Below are 20,837 nucleotides of genomic sequence, written 5' to 3'. Positions count from 1 at the left end.
GTCACCCGGCCACGACTCCGGTCGGCGCGGCGCCGGACCCGCGATCGGCTCGCGCATCGCGGGAGGCCGGGATCAGCGCCACCAGCATCAGTACGGCGGTGACGGCGAAGGCCGACGGATACCCCGTCACCCCGGCCAGCACGCCGAAACCCGCCGCGCCGACGCCCATGCCACCGTCGTACGCGACGTTCCACAGCGCTGTGACGGTGCCGTATCCCGAGGCCGGGACGCGCGCGTACATCAGGGTCAGCGTGGCGTTCTGGGCGATTCCGAAGCCGGTGCCGAAGACCGCGACCCCGACGAGGACCGCGACGGGACTGCCGGTGACCGCCGTGATCGACAGGCCCCCGGCCGAGAGGACCAGGCCGGGCACGAGGAGCCGCGCGGGCCCGTGCCGGTCGCCGTACCGGCCCGCCGCCCAACGGGCCGCGGTCGACGCGGCCGGCTGCACGAAGAGGGCCACGGCGACGACCGTGCCGTACGCGGCAGGGACCGCGAGCGGCAGGAACGTGACGACGATCCCGGCGGCGAGGGCGGTGGTCGCGAAGACGGCCCCGGGCCGCATCAGACCACCGGTGCGCAGCCCGGCCAGCACCCCCACCGGTTTCCCGGACGCCGGCTCCCGGTCCGGCAGGCCCGGTACGGCGACGATCGCGGCCAGCGCCGCCACGCCCGCGGCCACGGCGACCGGCCCGTACCCGGCGTGCGCGGCGAGCCACACGCCGAGCGGCAGCGCGATCAGCGACGGCACTCCGGAGACCACGCCCACCAGAGCGAGGCCCTCCCCGCGCCGCTCGGCCGGAATGAGCGACGCGGTGAGCGCGCCGCCCGCGACGAGCGTGAGCGCGAAGCCGAGGCCGCGGACCAGACAGACCGTCACGATCCACGCCATGCCGTCGGAGGCGGTCAGGACCAGCGCGGGAGCGCCGAGCAGGGTGAGCCCGGCGATCAGCGCGACCCGGTAGCCGTAGCGGCCGACCAGGCGCGGAGCGGCCAGTTCGCCCAGGACCGTGGAGAGCATCAGGGCGCCCGTGGCCAGGCCCGCGCCCGACGCCGTGGCGTAGCGGGGCACGACCGACAGGAGCAGGAAGAAGCTCGTCGAGGCGCCGACCATGCTCACGAAACGGAGCAGCAGGGGGCGGGTGAGGAGAGGGGGCCTCGAAGCTGCCGCGGGGATACAGGGCGTGGTCGCTGTCATGGAAACGACGCTAGGCACCTGCCGGACCCCCGGTAAGCTCCAATTCCATGCCGTTGCAGTGGGCCGGTCTGTCACCCGAACTGCTCCTGCGCGTCGACCGGGAGAGCGGCGAGCAACTGCGCGCCCAGCTCGAACGGCAGCTGCGGGACGCGATCCGCACGGGCCGCCTCGGCGCCGGCGAGCGGCTGCCCTCCTCGCGTGAACTCGCCCGCGAGATGGGGCTGTCGAGGGGCCTCGTCCAGGACTGCTACGCCCAGCTCCAGTCCGAGGGCTACCTCGTGACGCGCGTCGGCTCGGCCACCCGGGTCGCGGCGTGCGCCCACGTACCGCCCGCGCCCGCGCCGCACCGGAGCGCGCCCGAGCGGCTGATCGCCGACTTCCGGCACGGTGTGCCGGACCTGACCGGCTTCCCGCTCTCCGACTGGCTCTGGGCGCTGCGCGAGGCGGGCCGCACCCTGCCGACCGCGGACCTCGACTACGGGGATCCACGCGGGAGTTGCGTGCTGCGCGAGGTCGTCGCCGGATATCTGCGCCGGGTACGTGCCGCCGCGGCCGACCCCGAGCGGATCGTCGTCTGCTCCGGCTACGCGCAGGGCCTCGGCCTCACCCTGGAGAGCCTGGCCGGGGCGGGAGTGCGTGTCGTGGCCTACGAGGACCCGGGCGCCCCCGCCACGGTGACGGCAGCCGCGGCCGCGGCGGGTCTGACGGCGGTGCCCGTCCCGGTCGACGAGCAGGGCATCGACGTACGGGCGCTGGAGGCGACCGGGGCACGGGCCGTCGTCGTCACCCCCGCCCACCAGTGGCCCACCGGCGTCGTCCTCGCGCCCGAACGCCGGCTCGCGCTGATCGAGTGGGCGACGCGGCGGGACGCGTACGTCGTCGAGGACGACTACGACGCGGAGTTCCGCTACGACCGTGAACCCGTCGGAGCCCTGCACGGACTGGCCGCCGACCGGGTCGTCTCCATCGGCACCGTCAGCAAGTCCCTCGCCCCGGCGCTGCGCATCGGCTGGCTGCTCTGCCCGCCCGCGCTCGCCGCCCCGATCGCGGCGGCCAAGCTGCGCACCGACCGCGGCTCCCCGACCCTCGACCAGCTCGCCCTCGCCCGCCTCGTCGAGTCCGGCCGCTACGACCGCCATCTGCGGCGCATGCGCACGACCTACGCGGCCCGGCGTACGGCCCTGGTCACGGCCCTCGCCGCACACGCCCCGGAGGTCCGGCTGACGGGTCTCGCGGCCGGGTTCCACGCCGTCGCGCACCTGCCCGGCACGGACGCGGCCGCCGAACGGGCCGTCATCGACGGGGCGCGCGCACGGTCCGTCGGCCTGTACGGGATGAGCGCCTGTCGCGCGGACCGGGCGACGGCGCCGCCCCAACTCGTCCTGGGCTTCGGTGACGTGGGTGAACGCGCGATCACGGAGGGCATCGCGACGATCGGCGACCTGCTCGTCGGCCGTCCTGGAACCGAGGACCTGTCCTAGGACCGGCGCAGGGCCGCGCGCCAGGGTCCGGGTACCGTCTCGCCGTACTCGACGTCGGTGGCTCCCACGAGGGTCGCCAGGTCGGCGAGTTGCCCGGTGACGGCCTTGCGCAGGGCCGCCGTCGGTCTGACATCGGGCTCCAGATAGAGGCCCTCGACCAGCAGGGTGCCCCGGTTCCGGTCGCGACGGGGCGAGATACGGCCGACCAGGCGGTCCTCGTGCAGGATCGGCAGCAGGTAGTAGCCGTACTCCCGTTTGGCCCTGGGCACGTACATCTCGTTGCGGAAGGCGAAGCCCCACAGGCGTTCGGTCAGGCGCCGGTCGCCCACGAGGTTGTCGAAGGGGGAGAGCAGCGCGGTGCGCCCGTGCCAGTCACCGGCGCGGACCGCCTCCAGCTCGGCCATGGCGTCGACGTGCACGTACCACGTCTCGGTGGCCGAGGTCGCCCCCTCCACCCGTACGGGTATGACGCGACCCTCCTGCGTGAGCGTACGCAGCACCTCGGCCAGGCCGTCGTACTTGCCCCGCAGGAAGTACTGCTTGATGTCCAGCGGACGGGCGACGCCGAGGGCGCGCAGGGTGTGCTCCGCGGCCGTGGTCACCATCTCCCGCGCCGACACCGCGACCCGGTCGGTGCCGGGCGCCAGACAGGCGTCCGGGAGGCCCCACAACCGCCGGCCCGCCTCGCGCCCCGCGACCATGATCCGGCCCTGAAGCCACAGGAACGTCAGCATCCGCTCGACGTTGCGGCCCGCGGTCCAGCCGCTGGAGGGCCACTCCATGACCGAGCGGTCCTCGAAGGCGTCGGTGGGCAGCGGGGTGCCTTCGGCGAGCCGGGCGAGGATGTGCTCCAGGAGCCCCTCGTTGGCCTCCATCCAGACCTTGGTCAACGACAGGTTCTTCGGGGGATAGCCGTCCATCGACACCCGGTGGATCGGATAGTCCTCGGTGAGTACCAGGGCCGCGGCGTGCGCCCAGTACTCGAACAGCCACCGCTCCTCCCACCACAACGCGCCGAGATGCGAACCGGCCCCCGCCCCGAGGCGGCTCCACACCACGAGCTCATGACTCGGCGCCACGACGCTGATGGGGTCCAACTGCAGATAGCGCAACGACCGCAGAACGGCCCGCAGCCCCTCCCCGTCCCCCGACGCACGCACCCCGCCGAGCCACTGCCGCGACAGCGCGAGCCGACGTGCCTCCACCTGACTGATGGTCAACTTCTGCTGAGGTGTGGGCATTCCGGGTCCCCGACTTCCTGCTCAGTGGGCCGCTGCCTGAGCCCGCGGCGAGCGTTTCGACGGCACACCCTACGGCTGACCGCCGCGCGCGGGCATTACAGTCGCGCCCCCTTCAACGCCATGTGCAGCAGCAGGCGGTCCTCGCCGTCGTCCAGGTCGAGGCCGGTCAGCTGCTCGACGCGGGACAGGCGGTAGTAGAGGGTCTGCCGGTGGATGCCCAACTCCGCCGCCGTGCGCCCTGCCTGACCCGCGCAGTCGAGGAACACCTCGGCGGTGCGGGCGAGTTCGCGGTGCGCGGGGGAGAGGAGGGTGCGGACGGCCGGGTCGTGGGCCGCCTCCGGGGGCAGGGCCGTGAGGAGACGGAACGGGCCGATGGAGGCCCACTCGGCGACCGGGCCGAGGCGGGGCTCCGCGAGGACCGCGCGGGCGGCGGCGGACGCTTCCTGCCAGGCCGCCCCCAGCTCGGCGAGGCCCACCCGGGCCCCGGCGACTCCGGCGGCCACGGTCGTCCCGGCACCCTTCGCCGTTCCCTGTCCACCCCCGCGCGCCCCGTCCGCCTCCCGTACGAAGCGTGTCGCCGCCGTGAGTGCCGGAGTCAGTACGTCCGCCGAGCGCAGCCGTACGAGAAGGGCCAGGCTCTGGCCGGTGGCCCCCCACGGCACCGTGCACAGCGCGGTCGCGCCCGGCACCGTACGGACCGAAGGGGCGTCGTCCGGGTCGGCGGAGGGCCAGGGGGCGACGCACACCACCGCGTGCAGGCCGTCGCCGCGCGGGCCGAGGGCGGTGCGCAGCTCGGCCACCGCCATGTCCCGCTGCCAGCCGCGCTCGGCGGTGAGGACCGCCCGCAGCTCGCGGGTGAGGTCCGCGCCCGCCTGTGCCTCGTCCGCGAGCAGGTCGCCGATGCGGGCGGCGACCTCCATCGCCGCGGAGAGCTGCGCTTCGGACGGGCCGGGGTCGTCCTCCAGCAGCCAGACATAGCCGAGGACGACACCCCGATGGCGTACCGGCAGACAGATCCGGCCCCGGTACACGCCCGCCTCCGGGGTGGGCGGGATGCGCACGGGGGCCGTCGCGCGCGTGATGCCGAAGCCCTCGAACCAGGTGCGGACCGCCGCCGTGGAGCGACGGGTGAGGATCGAGCGGGTCCGCACGGGGTCCAGGGCCGACGGGTCGAGCTCGCCCTCGCTGTCGTAGGCGCCGAAGGCGATCAGCTCGAAGTCCCGGTTCTCCAGCGTCGCGGGCACGCCGAGGAGCGCCGAGATCTCGTCGACCAGCTCCTGATAGCCGCCGTGGTCGCCACGGTGATCTCGGTGCTCCCGGTGATCCCGGGGCTCTCTGTGATCCCTGTGTTCGTCGCTCACCCGGGCATTCTCCCGCAATTCCGCAGCCCTTCATACATCTGTCTGAGATCCAGGGCACGGATGCGTGACAGCTGTCGATGGCTCAGGATCGGAGGGATCCTTAGGTTTCACGGTGGTTCTCCGTGCCGTACCCGAATGGTCGGGATACGGCCTTCTGCTCGCCTTGTTGTGGAGGTGCCCCGTGCTGGGTCCCGTGATTCTCGCCGCGTCGCGCAGCGACCGGATGCGCCGCTTTGTGTCGGCGGCCCCCGGCACCAAGCAGGTGGTCGCCCGTTTCATCGCCGGTGAGAGCGTCGACCAGGTCGTTCCGGTCGTCCGGGACGCCGTCGCCAAGGGTCTGGAAGTCACCCTCGACGTCGTCGGCGAGGACATCACCACCCGCGAGCAGGCCTTCGCCGCCCGGGACGCGTACCTGGAGCTCATCGAGCACCTGAAGGAGCTGGACCTCGGCACCAAGGCCGAGATGTCGATCAAGCTGTCGATGTTCGGGCAGTCCCTCCCGTCGCCCACCACCACCCTCAACCGAGGGCCCTCCGGGCCCGCCTCTACATTCCCGGGCGGCCACGAGCTGGCCCTCGCCAACGTGCGCCCCGTCGTCGAGGCCGCCGCCGCCATCGGCACCACCGTCACCCTGGACGCCGAGGACCACACCACCCTCGACTCGATGTTCGCCATCCACGAGGAGCTGCGGAAGGACTTCCCGGGGACCGGCTGCGTCATCCAGGCCTACCTGTACCGCACCGAGGCCGACGCCCGCCGCCTCGCCGCGAGCGGCAGCCGCGTCCGCCTGGTGAAGGGCGCCTACAAGGAGCCCGCCGAGGTCGCGTACCAGGACAAGGCCGAGACCGACAAGGCGTACGTCCGTGTCCTGCGCGTCCTGATGGAGGGCGAGGGGTACCCGATGATCGGATCCCACGACCCGCGCCTCATCTCCATCGCGCAGGAGCTGGCGCGCAAGGCCGGGCGCAAGCTGGACGAGTACGAGTTCCAGATGCTGTACGGCATCCGTGGCGAGGAGCACCTGCGGCTCGCCGCCGAGGGCCACCGCATGCGGGTGTACACCGCGTACGGCACCGACTGGTACGGCTACTTCATGCGCCGCCTGGCCGAGAAGCCGGCCAACCTCCTCTTCTTCGCACGCTCGATCCTCACCAAGGGCTGATCCACGGGCCGAGCCCGAACCACCCGCTCATAAAGGAGTTACGGAAATTATGGACGCTGTGACCCAGGTCCCCACCCCCGTCAACGAGCCGGTGCACGGCTACGCCCCCGGTTCGCCCGAGCGCGCCCGCCTGGAGGCCAAGCTCAAGGAGCTGGCGGAGAACCCGATCGAGCTGTCGATGACCATCGGCGGCGAGAAGCGGCTCGGCGGCGGTGAGCGCTTCGAGGTCGTGCAGCCGCACAACCACAAGGCCGTCATCGGCACCGGCGCGCACGCCACCCAGCAGGACGCGCAGGACGCCGTCGACGCGGCCCTCGCCGCCGCGCCCGCCTGGCGCGCGATGTCCTTCGACGACCGCGCCGCGATCATCCTGCGCGCCGCCGAGCTGCTGGCCGGCCCCTGGCGCGAGACGCTGGCCGCCTCCACCATGCTCGGCCAGTCGAAGACCGCCCAGCAGGCCGAGATCGACTGCCCCTGCGAGCTCGTCGACTTCTGGCGCTTCAACGTCGCCTACGCCCGACAGATCCTCGCCGAGCAGCCCCCGGCCAACTCGCCGGGCGTCTGGAACCGCCTCGACCACCGTCCGCTGGAGGGCTTCGTCTACGCGATCACGCCCTTCAACTTCACGGCGATCGCGGGCAACCTGCCCACCGCTCCGGCGCTCATGGGCAACGTCGTCGTCTGGAAGCCGTCCCCGACGCAGACCCACGCCGCCGTGCTGCTCATGCGGCTCCTGGAGGAGGCGGGCCTGCCCAAGGGCGTCATCAACCTCGTCACCGGAGACGGCATCGAGGTCTCCAAGGTCGCCCTGGAGCACCGCGACCTCGCGGGCATCCACTTCACCGGGTCGACCAAGACCTTCCAGTACCTGTGGAAGACGGTCGGCAACAACATCGAGAAGTACCGCTCGTACCCGCGTCTGGTCGGCGAGACCGGCGGCAAGGATTTCCTGGTCGCGCACCCCAGCGCCGACCGCGCGGCCCTGAAGACCGCCCTGACCCGTGGTGCCTTCGAGTACCAGGGCCAGAAGTGCTCGGCCACCTCCCGCGCGTACATCCCGGCGTCCATCTGGAACTCCGGGTTCAAGGAGGAGTTCGCGGCCGAGGTCGACTACCTGACCATGGGTGACGTCACCGACCTCGCGAACTTCGTCGGCGCGGTCATCGACGAGCGCGCGTTCGCCAAGAACAAGGCGGCGATCGACCGGGCGAAGAGCGACCCGGCCTGCACGATCGTCGCGGGCGGCTCGTACGACGACTCGGTCGGCTACTTCGTGCGGCCGACCGTCGTGGAGTGCTCGGACCCGGAGAACGAGGTCTTCAAGACCGAGTACTTCGGCCCCTTCCTCGCTGTGCACGTCTACGAGGACGACGCGTACGACGCGATGCTGACCCAGATGGAGTCGGCCTCCGACTACGCGCTGACCGGCTCGGTCGTCTCGGGCGACCGTGCGGCCGCCGCGTACACGATGGAGAAGCTCCGCTACGCCGCGGGCAACTTCTACATCAACGACAAGTCGACCGGCGCCGTCGTCGGCCAGCAGCCCTTCGGCGGCGGCCGTGCCTCCGGCACCAACGACAAGGCGGGCGCCCCGCAGAACCTGATGCGCTGGACGCTGACCCGCGCCATCAAGGAGACCCTGGTCCCGCCGACCGACTACACGTACCCGCACATGGGCTGATCAGCCCTTCCGATCCCGGGCCGGGAAGCCCGACCCCCCGAGCAGGCTTCCCGGCCCGTCTCCATGTCCGGCCTGTCTCCATGTCCGGCCTGTCTCCATGTCCGGTCCGTCTCCGTGTCCGGCCCGTCTCCGTGTCCGGGCGTCCGCGGGCAGAATTTCTCCATGGCCCGGACGCGGAGTGAGACGATCGAGACCGACGACGGAGTACGTCTGTGGGCGCAGCGGTCGGGTGAAGGCCCCCCGCTCGTGCTGTGCCACGGCGGCCCTGGCCTGTGGGACATGTTCGAGGACGTGGCCGGATCACTGACGGACCGGGCCGCCGTCCACCGCTGGGACCAGCGCGGGTGCGGACGGTCGGGGTCGTGCGCCGGGCCCTGGACGAGCGAGCGGTTCGTCGCGGACCTGGAGGCCGTACGGCGGCACTTCGGGCTGGAGCGGATGACGCTGCTCGGCCATTCGTGGGGCGCGCAGCTGGTGCTGAGCTATGCGCTGGCCCATCCCGAACGGGTGAACGCGCTGGTCTACGTGAGCGGTACGGGGATCGGACCCGACTCCGACTGGTTCGACGGCTTCAAGGCGAACCTCGTCGCCCGGCTCGGTGAGCGCCCCGAACGCCTGGCCCGCTGGCATGAGTTGACGCACCGTCCGGTGCGCTCCGAGGCGGAGGAACGGGAGCGTGCGGTGCTGCAGTGGTCCGCCGAGTTCGTGGACCGCGAGCGGGACCTGGAGCATGCCGGGCGGATGGCCGAGCGCTGGTTCGCCATCAACACCGCGTGCAACAAGGCCTTCGACGCCGAGCGGAGAAGGGCCTGGGGCACCCCGGAGCTGTACGCCGCCTGCCAAAAGCTCGACCTGCCCGTGGTCGTCGTCGACGGGGCGCTCGACATCCGGCCGCGCTCGGCGGTCGACTCGCTGGAGAGGGCGCTGCCCCGGGTGCGCCGGGTGATCCTGCCGTAGGCCGGGCACCTGCCGTGGGCCGAGGACCCGAGAGGCTTTCGGGAGGCGGTGACGGCGGCATTGCGGTGAGCCGCCGTCCCTCGCCGCGGCGGAGGTGGCGTTACCCGGCGAACTCCGTCCGCTCCCACCACTCGTACACGGGCAGCCTGCCCTCCGGCGTGTCCGCCTGCCGTGGGGTCGCCCTGAAGTGTTCGTATCCACCGCGCAACTCGATCTTCACGTCCGTTCCAGGGGGCGGGACCGGGACGATCCGCTCGGGCAGATCGTCCGGGCCGCCCTCGAGCAGTGCTTTGGTCGTGTCGCTCATGACGTCACCGTTCCCCCTGCCGGAGCCCGATGTCGCATGCCGCGCGGAGGATCAGTCGTGTGGGCGATCAGCCGCTCAGCCGTCGGCGGTCGCCGTGCACGAACGGCTCCCCCGACCCCGCTTGGGGCCAGAGGAGCGGTGGGTGGCTTCGGTGGGTCAGTTCTCGCAGGTCGTACGGCCTTGGTGGGCGCGACAGGCGAGGGCCGCGAAGCCGCCGTCCGCCACGACGGGCACGGTCAGCGTGCTGTCGCCCCGGACGACGTGCGTCTCGCGCACCAGGCCCGACGGACCGTCCGTCAGGGTCTCCACCAGCCAGCGGCCCGCGCCCAGCCGCAGCGGTACGTCGACCGTGCGGGCCGCGCCCGTGAACGTGCCGCCGATGAACCACCGGCCGTCGGCGGCGCGCCGGGCGAGGACCGCCGAGCGGCCCGGATCGCCGGTCAGCAGCCGGGTCTCCTCCCAGCGGGCGGGAAGCTGCTCCAGATAGCGGCGGGCCTCGGGCCGTGCGTCGTAGGACTCCGGGGTGCCGGACAGGTTCTGGATCCCGGACTCGTACAGGACGCTCAGGCCCAGCTCACCGGCGTCCGAGGCGACGTTCGGGCGGTACGGGCGGTGGAAGGCGCCCGGGGTGAAGTCCATGGAGCCGATGACGTTGCGGGTGAAGGGGAGCGAGGCCAGCTGCTCCGCCGTGTTGTTGCGCTTCTCCTCGCCGCCGACCCCCTCCATCGACATGACCTGCGGCCAGGTGCGCTGGATGCCCTTGGGGATCGTCGAGCCGTGGAAGTTCACCATGAGGTGGTGGCGGGCCGTGGACTCCAGCACGTCGTCGTACCAGCGCATCCGCTCCTGGGACTCCGAGTCCATGAAGTCGATCTTCACGCCCTTGACGCCCCAGCGCGCCAGCGTGGAAAGCCACTTCTCGCGCTCGACGGGATCGGTCAGCAGGCTGTAGTGCAGCCAGACGTGGATGCCCACGCCCTTGGCCGCCGCGTAGCGCACCAGCTCCGGCATCCAGCTGTCCGTCTGCCACTGGGGATCGATCACGTCCCAGGCGTCGGTCTTGAAGTACCAGCCCGCGTCCACCACTTCGTACGGCCAACCGCGCTCGGCCGCGTAGTCCACGTACTTCTCCTGCGCGGCCAGGCTCTGTCCCGCCTCCTTGCCGCCCGCCAGCCAGGTCCACAGCGCCGGGCCCGGCTTGATCCAGGAGGTGTCGCGGACCCGGGACGCCGGGGCGAGGTCGTCGACGAAGGTCGACTGGGTGACGGTCGCGAGATCACCGGTGACGATCGCGCGCCAGGGGGTGGTGAGCGGGCCGGTCGTCAGGATCGGCTCGTCGTTCCAGAGACTCAGCCCGTACGTCGACGAGTCCGCGGTGTGCGTCAGGTGGGCCCCCGCGTAGGTGCCGTTGACGTCCGACTCGGCGATCAGGGCGTAGTCGCCGTCGGCGGCGGCGCCGTTGCCCCCGTCCGTCCTGAACAGGCCCTGCATCATGTACGCGCCCGCCGGCACCGCCGCTGCGGAGTCGTAGCGGGTGAAGCGGAGCTCGTTGTCGGCTCGGTAGCCGCCGAGGAGGGCGTTCGCGCCGGTGGGGAGGGTGAAGGCGGAGGCCTCGCGCAGTACGTTGCCGTGGCTTTGCGGCAGGACGTAGCGGTAGGCGACGCCGTCGCGGGCGACCCGTGTCACCAGGTCGAGCCGGGCTCCGTCGGCGGTGCGGAAGCGGAAGCGGGCCTCGGTCATGCGGGCGACACGGTCGCGGGACTTGCCGGTCGGGCTCGTGTAGTGCTCGGTGATCGTGCGCTGGGAGCGTCCGGTGAGGGTCAACCCCCGGGAGAAGTCGGTCTGTTCGGTGACCAGGCCGAGGGGGGAGGGCTCCAGGACCGTTCTGCCCTCGCGTCTCACCGCGAGCGTGGGATGTCCGTCGGTCCGATCGAGCGCGACGACCGCCGTCGGGGAGCCGTGCGGCCCCTTCACCTCCCAGGCGGCCCGCGCCGTCTCCTCGGCGCGGGCGGGGAGCGCCGCCACCGCCGAGGCGAGCAGGGTGGAACAGAGCGTCAACACGATGGTGCGGGCCCGTAACTGGACCGACATCAGGAACCCTCTTTCTCGCAGCCATCTCCTGTAGTCATCCGATGATTGTGAGAGTGGAGGTGCGCAGTGGGCCTGTCAAGGCGTCCAACCGCATCAGAGATAGGATCAATTTTCGACGACGCCCCTGACCTCCTCTGCCACCCGCGCCAGCGCCCCCCGCAGCCAACGGTGCGCCGGATCCGACGTATCTGATCAACCGCTTCGGCTTCCGTCCGCTGCTGATCGTCTCCACGCTCGGGCTCGCGGTCACCACCGCGGCCTGCGCGCTGTTCACGCGGGGGACGCCGGTCGCGGTGATCGCGGTCGTCGCGGTGCTCTCTGGTGTCGCCCGTTCGGTCGGCCTCAGCGGCTACGCGACCATCGCCTTCAGCGAGACCCCGCCGGAGCGGCTGCGCGACGCCAACGCCCTCTTCGCGACCTCCCACCAACTGGCCGCGGGGCTGGGCGTGGCCGTCACCGCCGTCGCGCTTCGTGGGGGCGCGGCGCTGGCGGACGGGACGCGCTCGGCGTATGCCGTCGCGTTCGTGGTGCTCGGCGTGCTGTGTCTCGTTCCGATGGCGGGCGCCCTGCGGCTGCACCCGGCGGCGGGCGATGCCGCGCGCACTGTTGTCCCAGCTCAGAGGCGTGTGACCCAATCCGCCGTCTCAGATAGTAGGAAGTCCGAGTAACTGTGGAGACAGATGCCCCTTCCTCGCTTAGTTTTGTAGAAGCCGAACGTCTCGCTAGACCCAGCGAATGGCGGTCGTGAGCCGGAGCCCCTGGCAGGCAACCCCTGCGGCACCGCTCCCCGCCCCCGGCGTCTCGTATCCCTCATCGCACTTCCGGTGGTCCCTTGCGGGCCGCTTTCCGGAGGCAAGGAGTCGATTCATCATGGCCGAGACGACCGTCCGCCGAGTCCGCCACGTGTCCCGCACGAGCGAGTCCGACCGCAAGAACGCGGCCGCCGCCCTCCAGCGCGCCCTCGACCGCAGGGACAACGGCGGCGAGACGGGTCACTGACCCGCCCGCACCACACCACCCCTCTACCGGGAGCCGCACCCGCACGGGGTGCGGCGCGGGGTTCACGCCCCGCGCCGCACCTCGCAGTAGCCAGCCGCCGCCGTGTGCTCAGCGACCGCGCCGCACCTCGAAGTGGTCGATGCGCCTGCCGCTCTCAGCGAGCGCCGACACCTTGAGCCGGGGCGCCGTGCCCGCCTCCGCCTCCACCGAGAGGAAGGAGAAGCCGGCGTACCGCACCCGGGACCACTCCACCGTCTCCCGCTGCTGGTCCTGCGACTTGGTCCAGTGGAAGCTGCTCACGGACTCATGGCGGGCGACGTGCCCCTCATAGCTGTCCTTCACGCCCGACGGGAAGCCGTACAGATCCTTGCCGCCGCCGCCCGCGGTGACGTAGACGATCCCGTCCCGCGTCGGATCCGTCGAGCCGCCCACCGGCACCGCACGGCCCACCGCACCCTTCTTGACGGCGTCCGTCCGTTCGTACACGTGGTTGTGCCCGTTGATCACCAGGTCCACCTGATGCTTGGCGAACAGCGGCAGCCACGCCGCGCGCACCCCGCCGTCGGAGGCGTGCGCGGACGTCGAATAGGCGCAGTGGTGGAAGAAGACCACGATGAAGTCCACCGCCGCCGAGGAGCGCAGCTCGCCCAGCTTCCTGTCCAGCCACTTCGTCTGCTTCCCGCCCGTGTAGCCCTGGTTGGCGGGAATCTCGTACGACACGTCGTTCGCGTCCAGTGCCACGACGCCGACGTTGCCGTACGTGAAGGAGTAGACGCCCGGTGCCGTCCGCGGGTCGAAGCCGCTGTCCGGGAGGGAGAAGCGGGCCGCCTGGCCGCCGTAGCCGTCCGGCGAGTACCAGGCCTCCATGTCGTGGTTGCCGGTCGTCACCATCCACGGCACCGACTTCGCCACCGGCTCGGTCTGCTTGAGGAACAGGTCCCAGTACCCGGGGTCGAACCCGTCCGACTTCTTGCCGCGCCCGGTCCCGTCCGCGTAGCAGATGTCACCCGCGTGGAGGTGGAAGGCGGGCTTCTGGCGCAGCAGCACCTTGTCGTTGGCGAGCGCGGCCGAGCTGACGCCCTGGTCGCCGAAGGCGGTGAACACGAACTTCTCCGGGTTCGCGGGCGCCGTGCGGAAGGAGCCGACGGTCGAGCCGTGCGCCGGTGAGGCCGGGTCGAAGCCGTCGTGGCCGACGCCGTAGTAGTACGTCGTGCCGGGCCGCAGACCGTCCAGGGCCGCGTGCACGTAGTACTGGTCCAGTGCCAGTCGTACGCCCGCGACCCCCGGCGTGCGCAGCGCGCGGACCTCGGCCCCGACCTTCCGGCTCAGCTGTCCGGGATGCGTGCCCACCCGCAGATACGGCCTCCGGACCGCGAGCGGCACCTGCCAGGAGACCCGCATCTGGGTCTTCGGGTCGGCGCCGAAGGCGAGGTGGCGGCCGAACGGGGTGACGGCGGAACCGTGCACCTGCCCGGTGACGCTCGTGCTCGGGGCGGAGCCGCGCGTCACCGTCCCCGACGGGGACGAGCAGCCGGCCAGCAGCCCGCCGCTCGCGAACGCACCCGCCGACACCAGGGCGCGGCGGCGCGTGAGCTTCGTACGCAGGTACTCGTACTGCTCCGCCATGCTCATCCGGCTCGCGAGCTGCCGCGGAATGCCGAAGTCGGGAAGGTCCATGCTGGTGAACTTCCCAGCAAGTCCCAACGCCCGCCATACGTACGGGTGAACGCACGTCGACGAAACGGTCCGCGACACCCCGAGGAAGTCCGGATGGCGGACACCTCGTGTCATTCCATGGGACACGGAGTACGGTGCCTTCATGTCTCGCAGCATCAATCTCGCAGTGATCCCCGGTGACGGCATCGGCCAGGAGGTCGTGGCCCAGGGGCTGAAGGTGCTCTCCGCCGTCCTTCCGCAGGATGTGAAGCTGGAGACCAAGGAGTTCGACTTCGGGGCCAAGCGCTACCACGCCACGGGTGAGACCCTCACCGAGGCCGACCTCGACGCCCTCAAGCAGCACGACGCGATCCTGCTCGGCGCGATCGGCGACCCCTCGGTCCCGTCCGGCGTCCTGGAGCGCGGCTTCCTGCTCAAGCTCCGCTTCGCCTTCGACCACCACGTCAACCTGCGTCCGTCGAAGCTCCTTCCGGGTGTCGCCACCCCGCTGGCCGGCCAGCCGGAGATCGACTTCGTCGTGGTCCGCGAGGGCACCGAGGGCCCGTACACGGGCAACGGCGGCACGATCCGCAAGGGCACCGAGCACGAGGTCGCCACCGAGGTCTCCGTCAACACGGCGTTCGGTGTGGAGAGGGTGGTGCGCGACGCGTTCGCCCGCGCCCAGGCCCGCCCGCGCAAGAAGCTGACGCTGGTCCACAAGAACAACGTGCTGACCTTCGCGGGTCACCTCTGGACGAACGTCTTCAACAAGGTGGCCGAGGAGTTCCCCGAGGTCACCACGGACTACATCCACGTGGACGCCGCGACGATCTACCTCGTCACGGACCCCGCGCGTTTCGACGTGATCGTCACCGACAACCTCTTCGGCGACATCATCACCGACCTCGCCGCGGCCGTCTCCGGCGGCATCGGCGTCGCCGCGAGCGGGAACATCAACCCCTCCGGCGAATTCCCCTCGATGTTCGAGCCCGTGCACGGCTCGGCGCCCGACATCGCGGGCCAGGGCAAGGCCGACCCCAGCGCCACCGTCCTGTCCGTCGCCCTCCTGCTGCGCCACCTCGGCTACGAGGCCGAGGCCGCCCGCATCGAGGACGCCGTCTCGGCCGACCTCGCCGAGCGCGTGGGCAAGCCCGCCCGCAGCACCGAGGAAATCGGCGACGCGCTCGCCGTACGAGTAGCCGGCTGACCCGCCGCGCCACTTACGTCTCGTAGGAGCCGCCGGGTCGCATCCGCACCCGGCGGCTTTTCCTATGCCCTCGCCGGGTGCCACCATCAACATCCCCTGGGCAACCCCTGGGCCGTCTTCACCCCGTTTCGTCCACGGCTTCGCGCGCGCGATAATCGAACGCGGAGCCGCGGGAATGAGGGAATGCTCGGACGTCCTAGTACTGGCCACTGGCAGTACAGGCGTGAGCGCGGCCCGTCACACACAACCGGTGAAGGACAACCACATGACGACGCCCACGATCGAGCTCAAGCCCTCTTCGCAGCCCCGCTCCGCGGCGGACCGCGAGGCGATCCTCGCCAACCCCGGGTTCGGCCGCCACTTCACCGACCACATGGTGACGATCAAGTGGACCGAGGGCCGCGGCTGGCACGACGGCCAGCTCGTCCCGTACGGCCCGCTCTCCCTCGACCCCGCGAACATGACCCTGCACTACGCGCAGGAGATCTTCGAGGGTCTCAAGGCCTACCGCCAGCCCGACGGCTCCGTCGCCACCTTCCGCCCGGACAAGAACGCCCGGCGCTTCCAGGCCTCCGCCCGCCGGCTCGGCATGCCGGAGCTGCCCGTGGAGACGTTCATCGAGGCCTGTGACGTGCTGGTCCAGCAGGATCGCGACTGGGTCCCGGCGCACGGCGGCGAAGAGTCCCTCTACCTGCGCCCGTTCATGATCGCGACCGAGGTCGGCCTGGGCGTGAAGCCCGCCAACGAGTACCTCTTCCTGGTCATCGCCTCCCCGGCAGGCGCCTACTTCCCGGGCGGCGTCAAGCCCGTCTCCATCTGGGTCTCCGAGGACCACGTCCGCGCCGTGCCCGGCGGCATGGGCGACGCCAAGACCGGCGGCAACTACGCCGCCTCCCTCCTCGCCCAGGCCGAGGCCGCCGCCAAGGGCTGCGCCCAGGTCTGCTATCTCGACGCGGTCGAGCACAAGTGGGTCGAGGAACTCGGTGGCATGAACCTGTACTTCGTGTACGGCGACAAGATCATCACCCCGTCCCTGACCGGCTCCATCCTGGAGGGCGTCACCCGCGACTCCCTCCTCACCGTCGCCCGCGACCTCGGCTACACCTCCGAGGAGGGCCGCGTCTCCATCGACCAGTGGCAGCGCGACACGGAGAACGGCACCCTGACGGAGGTCTTCGCCTGCGGCACCGCCGCCGTCATCACCCCCGTCGGCACGATCAAGCGCGCCGGCGGCGAGTGGCAGCAGTCCGGTGGCGAGCCCGGCGGGGTCACCCTGAAGCTGCGCGAGGCGCTCCTCGACATCCAGCGCGGCATCAGCGAGGACAAGCACGGCTGGATGCACCCGCTGGGCTAGGACGCCCCTCGCGACCCGCGCGCCCCTCGGTCCACGGCAACCCGCGCCTCCCGCCGGTCCTTCTCTCCCCAACAGGAGTGCGGGGACCGGCGGTTCGTTCGACGCGTAGCCGCTGCGTGACACGGGTATCCACAGATTCCACGGGGGGAGCGTGCCGCCCTCCCGTGTGCCCGCAGGGCCACGGAGGGAGCGCAGGTGAGCGCAGGGTCGCCGATACCACGACTGCGCTGGCTGCTGCGCACCTTACGCACCCCACGCCGCCCCCAGAGCCTCACCGTCCTCGTCCTGCTCGCCGCCGTCGCAGCCCTCCTCCTCTGGAGCAGCTCGCGGATGGACAACTACGAGGAGAACCTCACCCTCAACCTCGGCACCGACATCGTCGGCGTCGTCGTCACCGTCTTCGTGATCGGCCCGCTGATCAGCCGCGCCCAGGAGGGCCGGGTCCGCGAACACACCCGGCTGGACTACGAGTGGTTCAGCGCCCAGGTCTACGGCTCGACCTCGAACGTGAAGGTCCTCGACACCTTCTCCAACGTGTTCGGCCCGCAGTTCTCCGAGCGTCTCTTCCGCGGCATCAAGGCGGCCACCGGGCACGGCGCCCGCGTGCAGATCCTCCTGCTCGACCCCGACTCCCTCGCGGTCATCCTGCGCGGCCGTGAACTGGGCGAGCAGAGCGCCGACATCCGCCGCGACATCATGCGCAACCTGCGCACGCTGGACCGGTTCGCGCTCCGGCTCGACGAGAACTCCCGTCAGCTCCTCGAAGTACGCCTCTGCTCCACCTCCCCCGGCGTGACCCTCTACCGCTGGGACGAGCGCTCCCTGGTCTCCTTCCTGACCGTCGGGCGTCTGTCCGGCGAGGGAGTCCAGCTGGAGGTCGCCGTCCACTCCCCGCTCGGCACCTTCGTCGAACAACGCTTCGACGAACTGTGGCAGCAGAGCAAGCCGATGGAGCGATTCACCCATCTGCCGCTGACCCTCGTCGACGCGACCGACGGCCGCCGGGCGTTCAGCTGTCGCTTCGTCTACGTGGACGACTGCCTGTACGTCGCCGGACACGACCTCGTGTCGTACATGGCCCGCCACCGCCTCGACCAACTCTCGGCCTACAGCGAGGCCTTGACCGCCGCCGGCGCGCACGAGCTGATCGTCGTGGACGACGAGAGTGAGCTGCACGGGCTGCTCATGCAGCGCTTCGCGGAGAAGTACGATGCGTCGGCGGGCGCCTTCGTCGAGTTGCGGCCGTTGGTCCTGGTCAGGGAATAGCACACATGAGTTCAGCGCTCCACCCCGCTCAGCCCGCGAGACCCGGCTCCGCGCACCCGAGCCTCCGGTTTCCCGACACCAGCTCCTGGTCTTCGCACCCGAGCCCCCGCTTTCGCGCCTTCACGCCCCGTGACCTGGACGGCCTGCTGCGGCGGGTGTCCCTGCCGCCCGCCGAGCGACTCGCCCTGCGGGCCGTGGCGGCCGTCCTGCCGTTCCGTACGAACGCCTACGTGGTCGACGAGTTGATCGACTGGTCGGCCGTGCCCGACGACCCGATCTTCCGGCTGACGTTCCCGCAGGCCGAGATGCTGCCCGAGCCCGACCTCAGGCAGATGGCGGAACTGCTGGCGCGGGACGCCCCGAAGGCCGACGTCCTGCGCGCGGCCCACGAGATCCGGATGAAGCTCAACCCGCATCCCTCCGGCCAGCTCGACGTCAACGTCCCCGTGCACGAGGGGCGACGCCTCACCGGCCTCCAGCACAAGTACCCGGAGACGGTGCTGATCTTCCCGCGCCAGGGCCAGACCTGCCACGCCTACTGCACGTACTGCTTCCGCTGGCCCCAGTTCGTCGGCGAGTCCGACCTGCGCATCGCCACCGACGACATCGCCACCACATCCGCCTATCTGCGCGCCCATCCGGAGGTCACCAGCGCGCTCGTCACGGGCGGCGACCCGATGGTGATGAGCACCGAGGTGCTGCGCCGCTACGTCGAACCGCTCCTGGAGATCGAGTCGATCCAGTCGATCCGCATCGGCACCAAGTCGCTCGCCTTCTGGCCGTACCGTTTCCTCACCGACCGCGACGCCGACGACGTGCTGCGCCTGTTCGAGAAGGTCGTCGCGAGCGGCCGCCACCTCGCGCTGATGGCCCACTTCACCCATCCCCAGGAGCTGCGGCCCCCGGTGGTGCGCGAGGCGATGCGCCGGGTGCGTGACACGGGTGCCGTGATCCGCTGCCAGGGGCCGCTGGTCAGAGGCATCAACGACAATGCCGCGGCGTGGGCCGGGCTGTGGAACGAGACGACCACGCTGGGGGCGGTGCCGTACTACCAGTTCGTGGAGCGGGACACCGGCCCGCAGGGCTACTTCGGGGTGCCGCTCGCCCGCGGTCACCAGATCTTCCGCGACGCCTACGCCCAGGTGTCCGGCCTCGCGCGGACCGTGCGTGGCCCGGTCATGTCGGCGATGCCGGGCAAGGTGTGCGTGGACGGGATCACGGAGGTGGCCGGTGAGAAGGTCTTCGTGCTCCACCTCATCCAGGCCCGCGAACCGGAGCTGGTGGGCCGCCCGTTCTTCGCCGCGTACGACGAGAACGCCACCTGGTTCAGCGACCTAAAGCCCGCTTTCGGCGCGAGCCGGTTCCTACCCGGCCTCGACCCGGTGTGACGCCCGCTTCGGCGAGAGAGCCACGTAGACGAGGCCGCCGACCAGGCCCGACAGGAGGAAGCTGCAGTCCACTCCACCGGTGAGGGACAGCAGCGGTCCCTGGTACGACGGGAGGGAGACGGCGAGGAGGCCGGCGAACGCGCCGAGTGCCCAGGCCACCGTCGCCTGGACGTTCCAGCCGGCGCGGTACCAGTAGATCCCGCCCCGGGAGCGGCGGTTGAAGACCTGGAGGGCGTCCGGGTCGTAGATTCCGCGGCAGCGGGCGAAACCGATGAGGGTGATGACCGCCCACGGGGTGCCGATGGCGGTCAGGAGAAGGACGAAGGACGTCATCGCGGACTGCGCGTTCCAGGCGATGGGGGTACCTCCCTGCTCGAGCGAAGCCGAGAGCTCGGGGGAGGCCGACGAAGACGCAGACGGTGGCGACGACGGCGACCGTGAGCGTGGCCCGGGCGCGCGAGGCCTTCGGCGGGATGGCGTCCAGGCCCAGGCCCATGGAGTACAGCATCAGGCCCGCGTTGCCGACCGACCCGGCGGAGGCGGCGAGCAGCAGCGGGACCAGGTACCAGGTGGGGGAGGCGGAGACCAGCGGCCCCGCATAGTCGAGGGCCGCGCGGGCCGCGTACGCCGTGAAGGTGCCGAAGAGCTGGGGGACCAGCAGCCCGGCGATCAGGCCCAGCCAGGTGGCGTGCAGGACCGTACGGGGGGAGTGCCGTGCGGGGGAGATGTAGCGCGTGTAGTCGCCCAGCAGGGTGATGAACGCGATCGGTCCGGACAGGCCCGCCGCGACCGCCGCCAGCAGCCAGGTCGGCCAGAACGAGCCCAGCAGATAGCCGCCGCTCTCCGGCAGCGCGGCGGTGGTGAAGTGCGGCGCGTAGGCGAGCACGCCGAGCGCGAGGAGCGCGGTCATGCCGACCGCGAGGACCCGGGACATCGTGAGCAGCACCCGGTAGCCGTACACCGCGCCCGCGACGGTGGCGGCGGCGAGGACGGCGTAGACGACGGCGTACGACAGTCCGTTCGCCGGCAGCCCGAACAGCCGGCCCAGCACGCTCACCATCACATCGCCGCCGATCCAGACGGTCAGCGCGGTGTAGCCGAGGGCGAGCAGCAGTCCGACGACCGAGCCGACCAGCCGTCCGCGCACGCCGAACTGGGCGCCGGAGGAGGTGGAGAGGTTCGTCGCCGTGCGCAGGGACACCAGCGCGAGCGGCGCGGTGAGCGCCGTGCCGATCACCGTGCCCGCCACGATCGCGCTCACCGACGACCACCAGTCGAGCCCGAAGGACGGTGGCAGCCAGCCGAAGATGATCACGCCCAGGCAGAGGTTCGACCCCAGCAGGATCGAGACGAGGTCCTTGGGACCGCTGGTCCGTTCCTCGTCGGGGATGATGTCGACTCCGCACTGTTCGATCGGCATGGCTGGTCTCCTTCGACGGCCGTCCGAGAGTTAGAGCGACGTTCAATGTCTGTGACCAGATTCTGGAT

16 protein-coding genes and 1 pseudogene are annotated in these 20,837 nt (G+C 71.2%); 10 read left to right on the top strand and 7 right to left on the bottom strand.

Translation table 11 applies throughout. The features are described 5' to 3' along the window. Position 1 precedes the first annotated feature (1 nt). The gene (locus ACIRA5_RS24550; protein WP_403693735.1) at positions 2–1,198 is read right to left on the bottom strand and encodes an MFS transporter; all 1,197 of its coding nucleotides are present in this window, start codon (positions 1,196–1,198) and stop codon (positions 2–4) included. A 47-nt stretch (positions 1,199–1,245) separates the two neighbouring features. On the opposite strand from ACIRA5_RS24550, the gene ACIRA5_RS24545 reads away from it, so the two are divergent. Next, positions 1,246–2,679, top strand: a complete 1,434-nt coding sequence (locus ACIRA5_RS24545; protein ID WP_403693734.1) for a PLP-dependent aminotransferase family protein — start codon at positions 1,246–1,248, stop codon at positions 2,677–2,679. On the opposite strand, the gene ACIRA5_RS24540 is transcribed toward ACIRA5_RS24545, so the two are convergent. Beyond that, positions 2,676–3,920 (bottom strand): winged helix-turn-helix domain-containing protein, encoded by a 1,245-nt coding sequence (locus ACIRA5_RS24540; RefSeq protein ID WP_403693732.1) that lies wholly within the window; start codon positions 3,918–3,920, stop codon positions 2,676–2,678. The two genes, ACIRA5_RS24545 and ACIRA5_RS24540, sit on opposite strands and share 4 nt — an antisense overlap. Before the next feature lie 95 nt (positions 3,921–4,015). Further along, positions 4,016–5,299 (bottom strand): PucR family transcriptional regulator, encoded by a 1,284-nt coding sequence (locus ACIRA5_RS24535; RefSeq protein WP_403693730.1) that lies wholly within the window; start codon positions 5,297–5,299, stop codon positions 4,016–4,018. A gap of 163 nt (positions 5,300–5,462) precedes the next feature. Here ACIRA5_RS24535 and ACIRA5_RS24530 point away from each other — a divergent pair, with 163 nt between their 5' ends. The 3 genes from ACIRA5_RS24530 to ACIRA5_RS24520 all read left to right on the top strand — a co-directional run bounded on the left by ACIRA5_RS24530 (position 5,463) and on the right by ACIRA5_RS24520 (position 9,081). After that, positions 5,463–6,443: a proline dehydrogenase family protein gene (locus tag ACIRA5_RS24530; protein ID WP_403693728.1), complete on the top strand. Its 981-nt coding sequence runs from the start codon at positions 5,463–5,465 to the stop codon at positions 6,441–6,443. A 49-nt stretch (positions 6,444–6,492) separates the two neighbouring features. Then, positions 6,493–8,124, top strand: a complete 1,632-nt coding sequence (pruA, locus tag ACIRA5_RS24525) for an L-glutamate gamma-semialdehyde dehydrogenase (protein ID WP_403693726.1) — start codon at positions 6,493–6,495, stop codon at positions 8,122–8,124. A gap of 162 nt (positions 8,125–8,286) precedes the next feature. Then, entirely contained in the window at positions 8,287–9,081 is a 795-nt protein-coding gene (locus ACIRA5_RS24520) for an alpha/beta fold hydrolase (RefSeq protein WP_403693725.1), read from the top strand. A 100-nt stretch (positions 9,082–9,181) separates the two neighbouring features. Here ACIRA5_RS24520 and ACIRA5_RS24515 read toward each other — a convergent pair whose 3' ends face one another. Then, on the bottom strand, positions 9,182–9,388 hold the full coding sequence (locus tag ACIRA5_RS24515) for a DUF5988 family protein (RefSeq protein WP_054234564.1): 207 nt from the start codon (positions 9,386–9,388) through the stop codon (positions 9,182–9,184). A 156-nt stretch (positions 9,389–9,544) separates the two neighbouring features. Beyond that, positions 9,545–11,479, bottom strand: a complete 1,935-nt coding sequence (locus ACIRA5_RS24510; protein ID WP_403693723.1) for a glycoside hydrolase family 97 catalytic domain-containing protein — start codon at positions 11,477–11,479, stop codon at positions 9,545–9,547. Between the two features lie 134 nt (positions 11,480–11,613). Here ACIRA5_RS24510 and ACIRA5_RS24505 point away from each other — a divergent pair, with 134 nt between their 5' ends. Beyond that, a complete protein-coding gene (locus tag ACIRA5_RS24505) occupies positions 11,614–12,147 on the top strand; it encodes an MFS transporter (protein ID WP_403693871.1) in 534 nt (177 codons plus the stop codon). Positions 12,148–12,349: 202 nt separating this feature from the next. Next, entirely contained in the window at positions 12,350–12,478 is a 129-nt protein-coding gene (locus ACIRA5_RS24500) for a hypothetical protein (protein ID WP_097286358.1), read from the top strand. 108 nt (positions 12,479–12,586) lie between these two features. Here the strand turns inward: ACIRA5_RS24500 and ACIRA5_RS24495 are convergent, their stop codons facing one another. After that, positions 12,587–14,155, bottom strand: coding sequence for a purple acid phosphatase family protein (locus ACIRA5_RS24495; protein WP_403693720.1), 1,569 nt, complete (start codon positions 14,153–14,155; stop codon positions 12,587–12,589). 142 nt (positions 14,156–14,297) lie between these two features. On the opposite strand from ACIRA5_RS24495, the gene ACIRA5_RS24490 reads away from it, so the two are divergent. From ACIRA5_RS24490 to ACIRA5_RS24475, 4 genes are all read left to right on the top strand, one after another. Beyond that, on the top strand, positions 14,298–15,341 hold the full coding sequence (locus tag ACIRA5_RS24490) for a 3-isopropylmalate dehydrogenase (RefSeq protein WP_054234560.1): 1,044 nt from the start codon (positions 14,298–14,300) through the stop codon (positions 15,339–15,341). Between the two features lie 265 nt (positions 15,342–15,606). Continuing rightward, a complete protein-coding gene (locus ACIRA5_RS24485) occupies positions 15,607–16,695 on the top strand; it encodes a branched-chain amino acid aminotransferase (protein WP_352049374.1) in 1,089 nt (362 codons plus the stop codon). Positions 16,696–16,890: 195 nt separating this feature from the next. Then, positions 16,891–17,961 carry a hypothetical protein gene (locus tag ACIRA5_RS24480; protein WP_097224691.1) on the top strand — a complete coding sequence of 357 codons (1,071 nt, stop codon included), beginning with the start codon at positions 16,891–16,893 and terminating at the stop codon, positions 17,959–17,961. A 5-nt stretch (positions 17,962–17,966) separates the two neighbouring features. Next, positions 17,967–19,349 (top strand): KamA family radical SAM protein, encoded by a 1,383-nt coding sequence (locus tag ACIRA5_RS24475; protein ID WP_403693718.1) that lies wholly within the window; start codon positions 17,967–17,969, stop codon positions 19,347–19,349. Here ACIRA5_RS24475 and ACIRA5_RS24470 read toward each other — a convergent pair. Beyond that, positions 19,326–20,769, bottom strand: a pseudogene (locus ACIRA5_RS24470) (cytosine permease). The gene ACIRA5_RS24475 and the pseudogene ACIRA5_RS24470 overlap by 24 nt on opposite strands. Between the last annotated feature and the right edge of the window lie 68 nt (positions 20,770–20,837).

Origin of the sequence: Streptomyces sp. NPDC096311 (genome assembly GCF_044763085.1) — a bacterium.
Taxonomy (GTDB): Bacteria; Actinomycetota; Actinomycetes; order Streptomycetales; family Streptomycetaceae; genus Streptomyces.
Note: the sequence above shows the minus strand (reverse complement) of the source record. Positions and strands in the feature narration are given on the sequence as shown.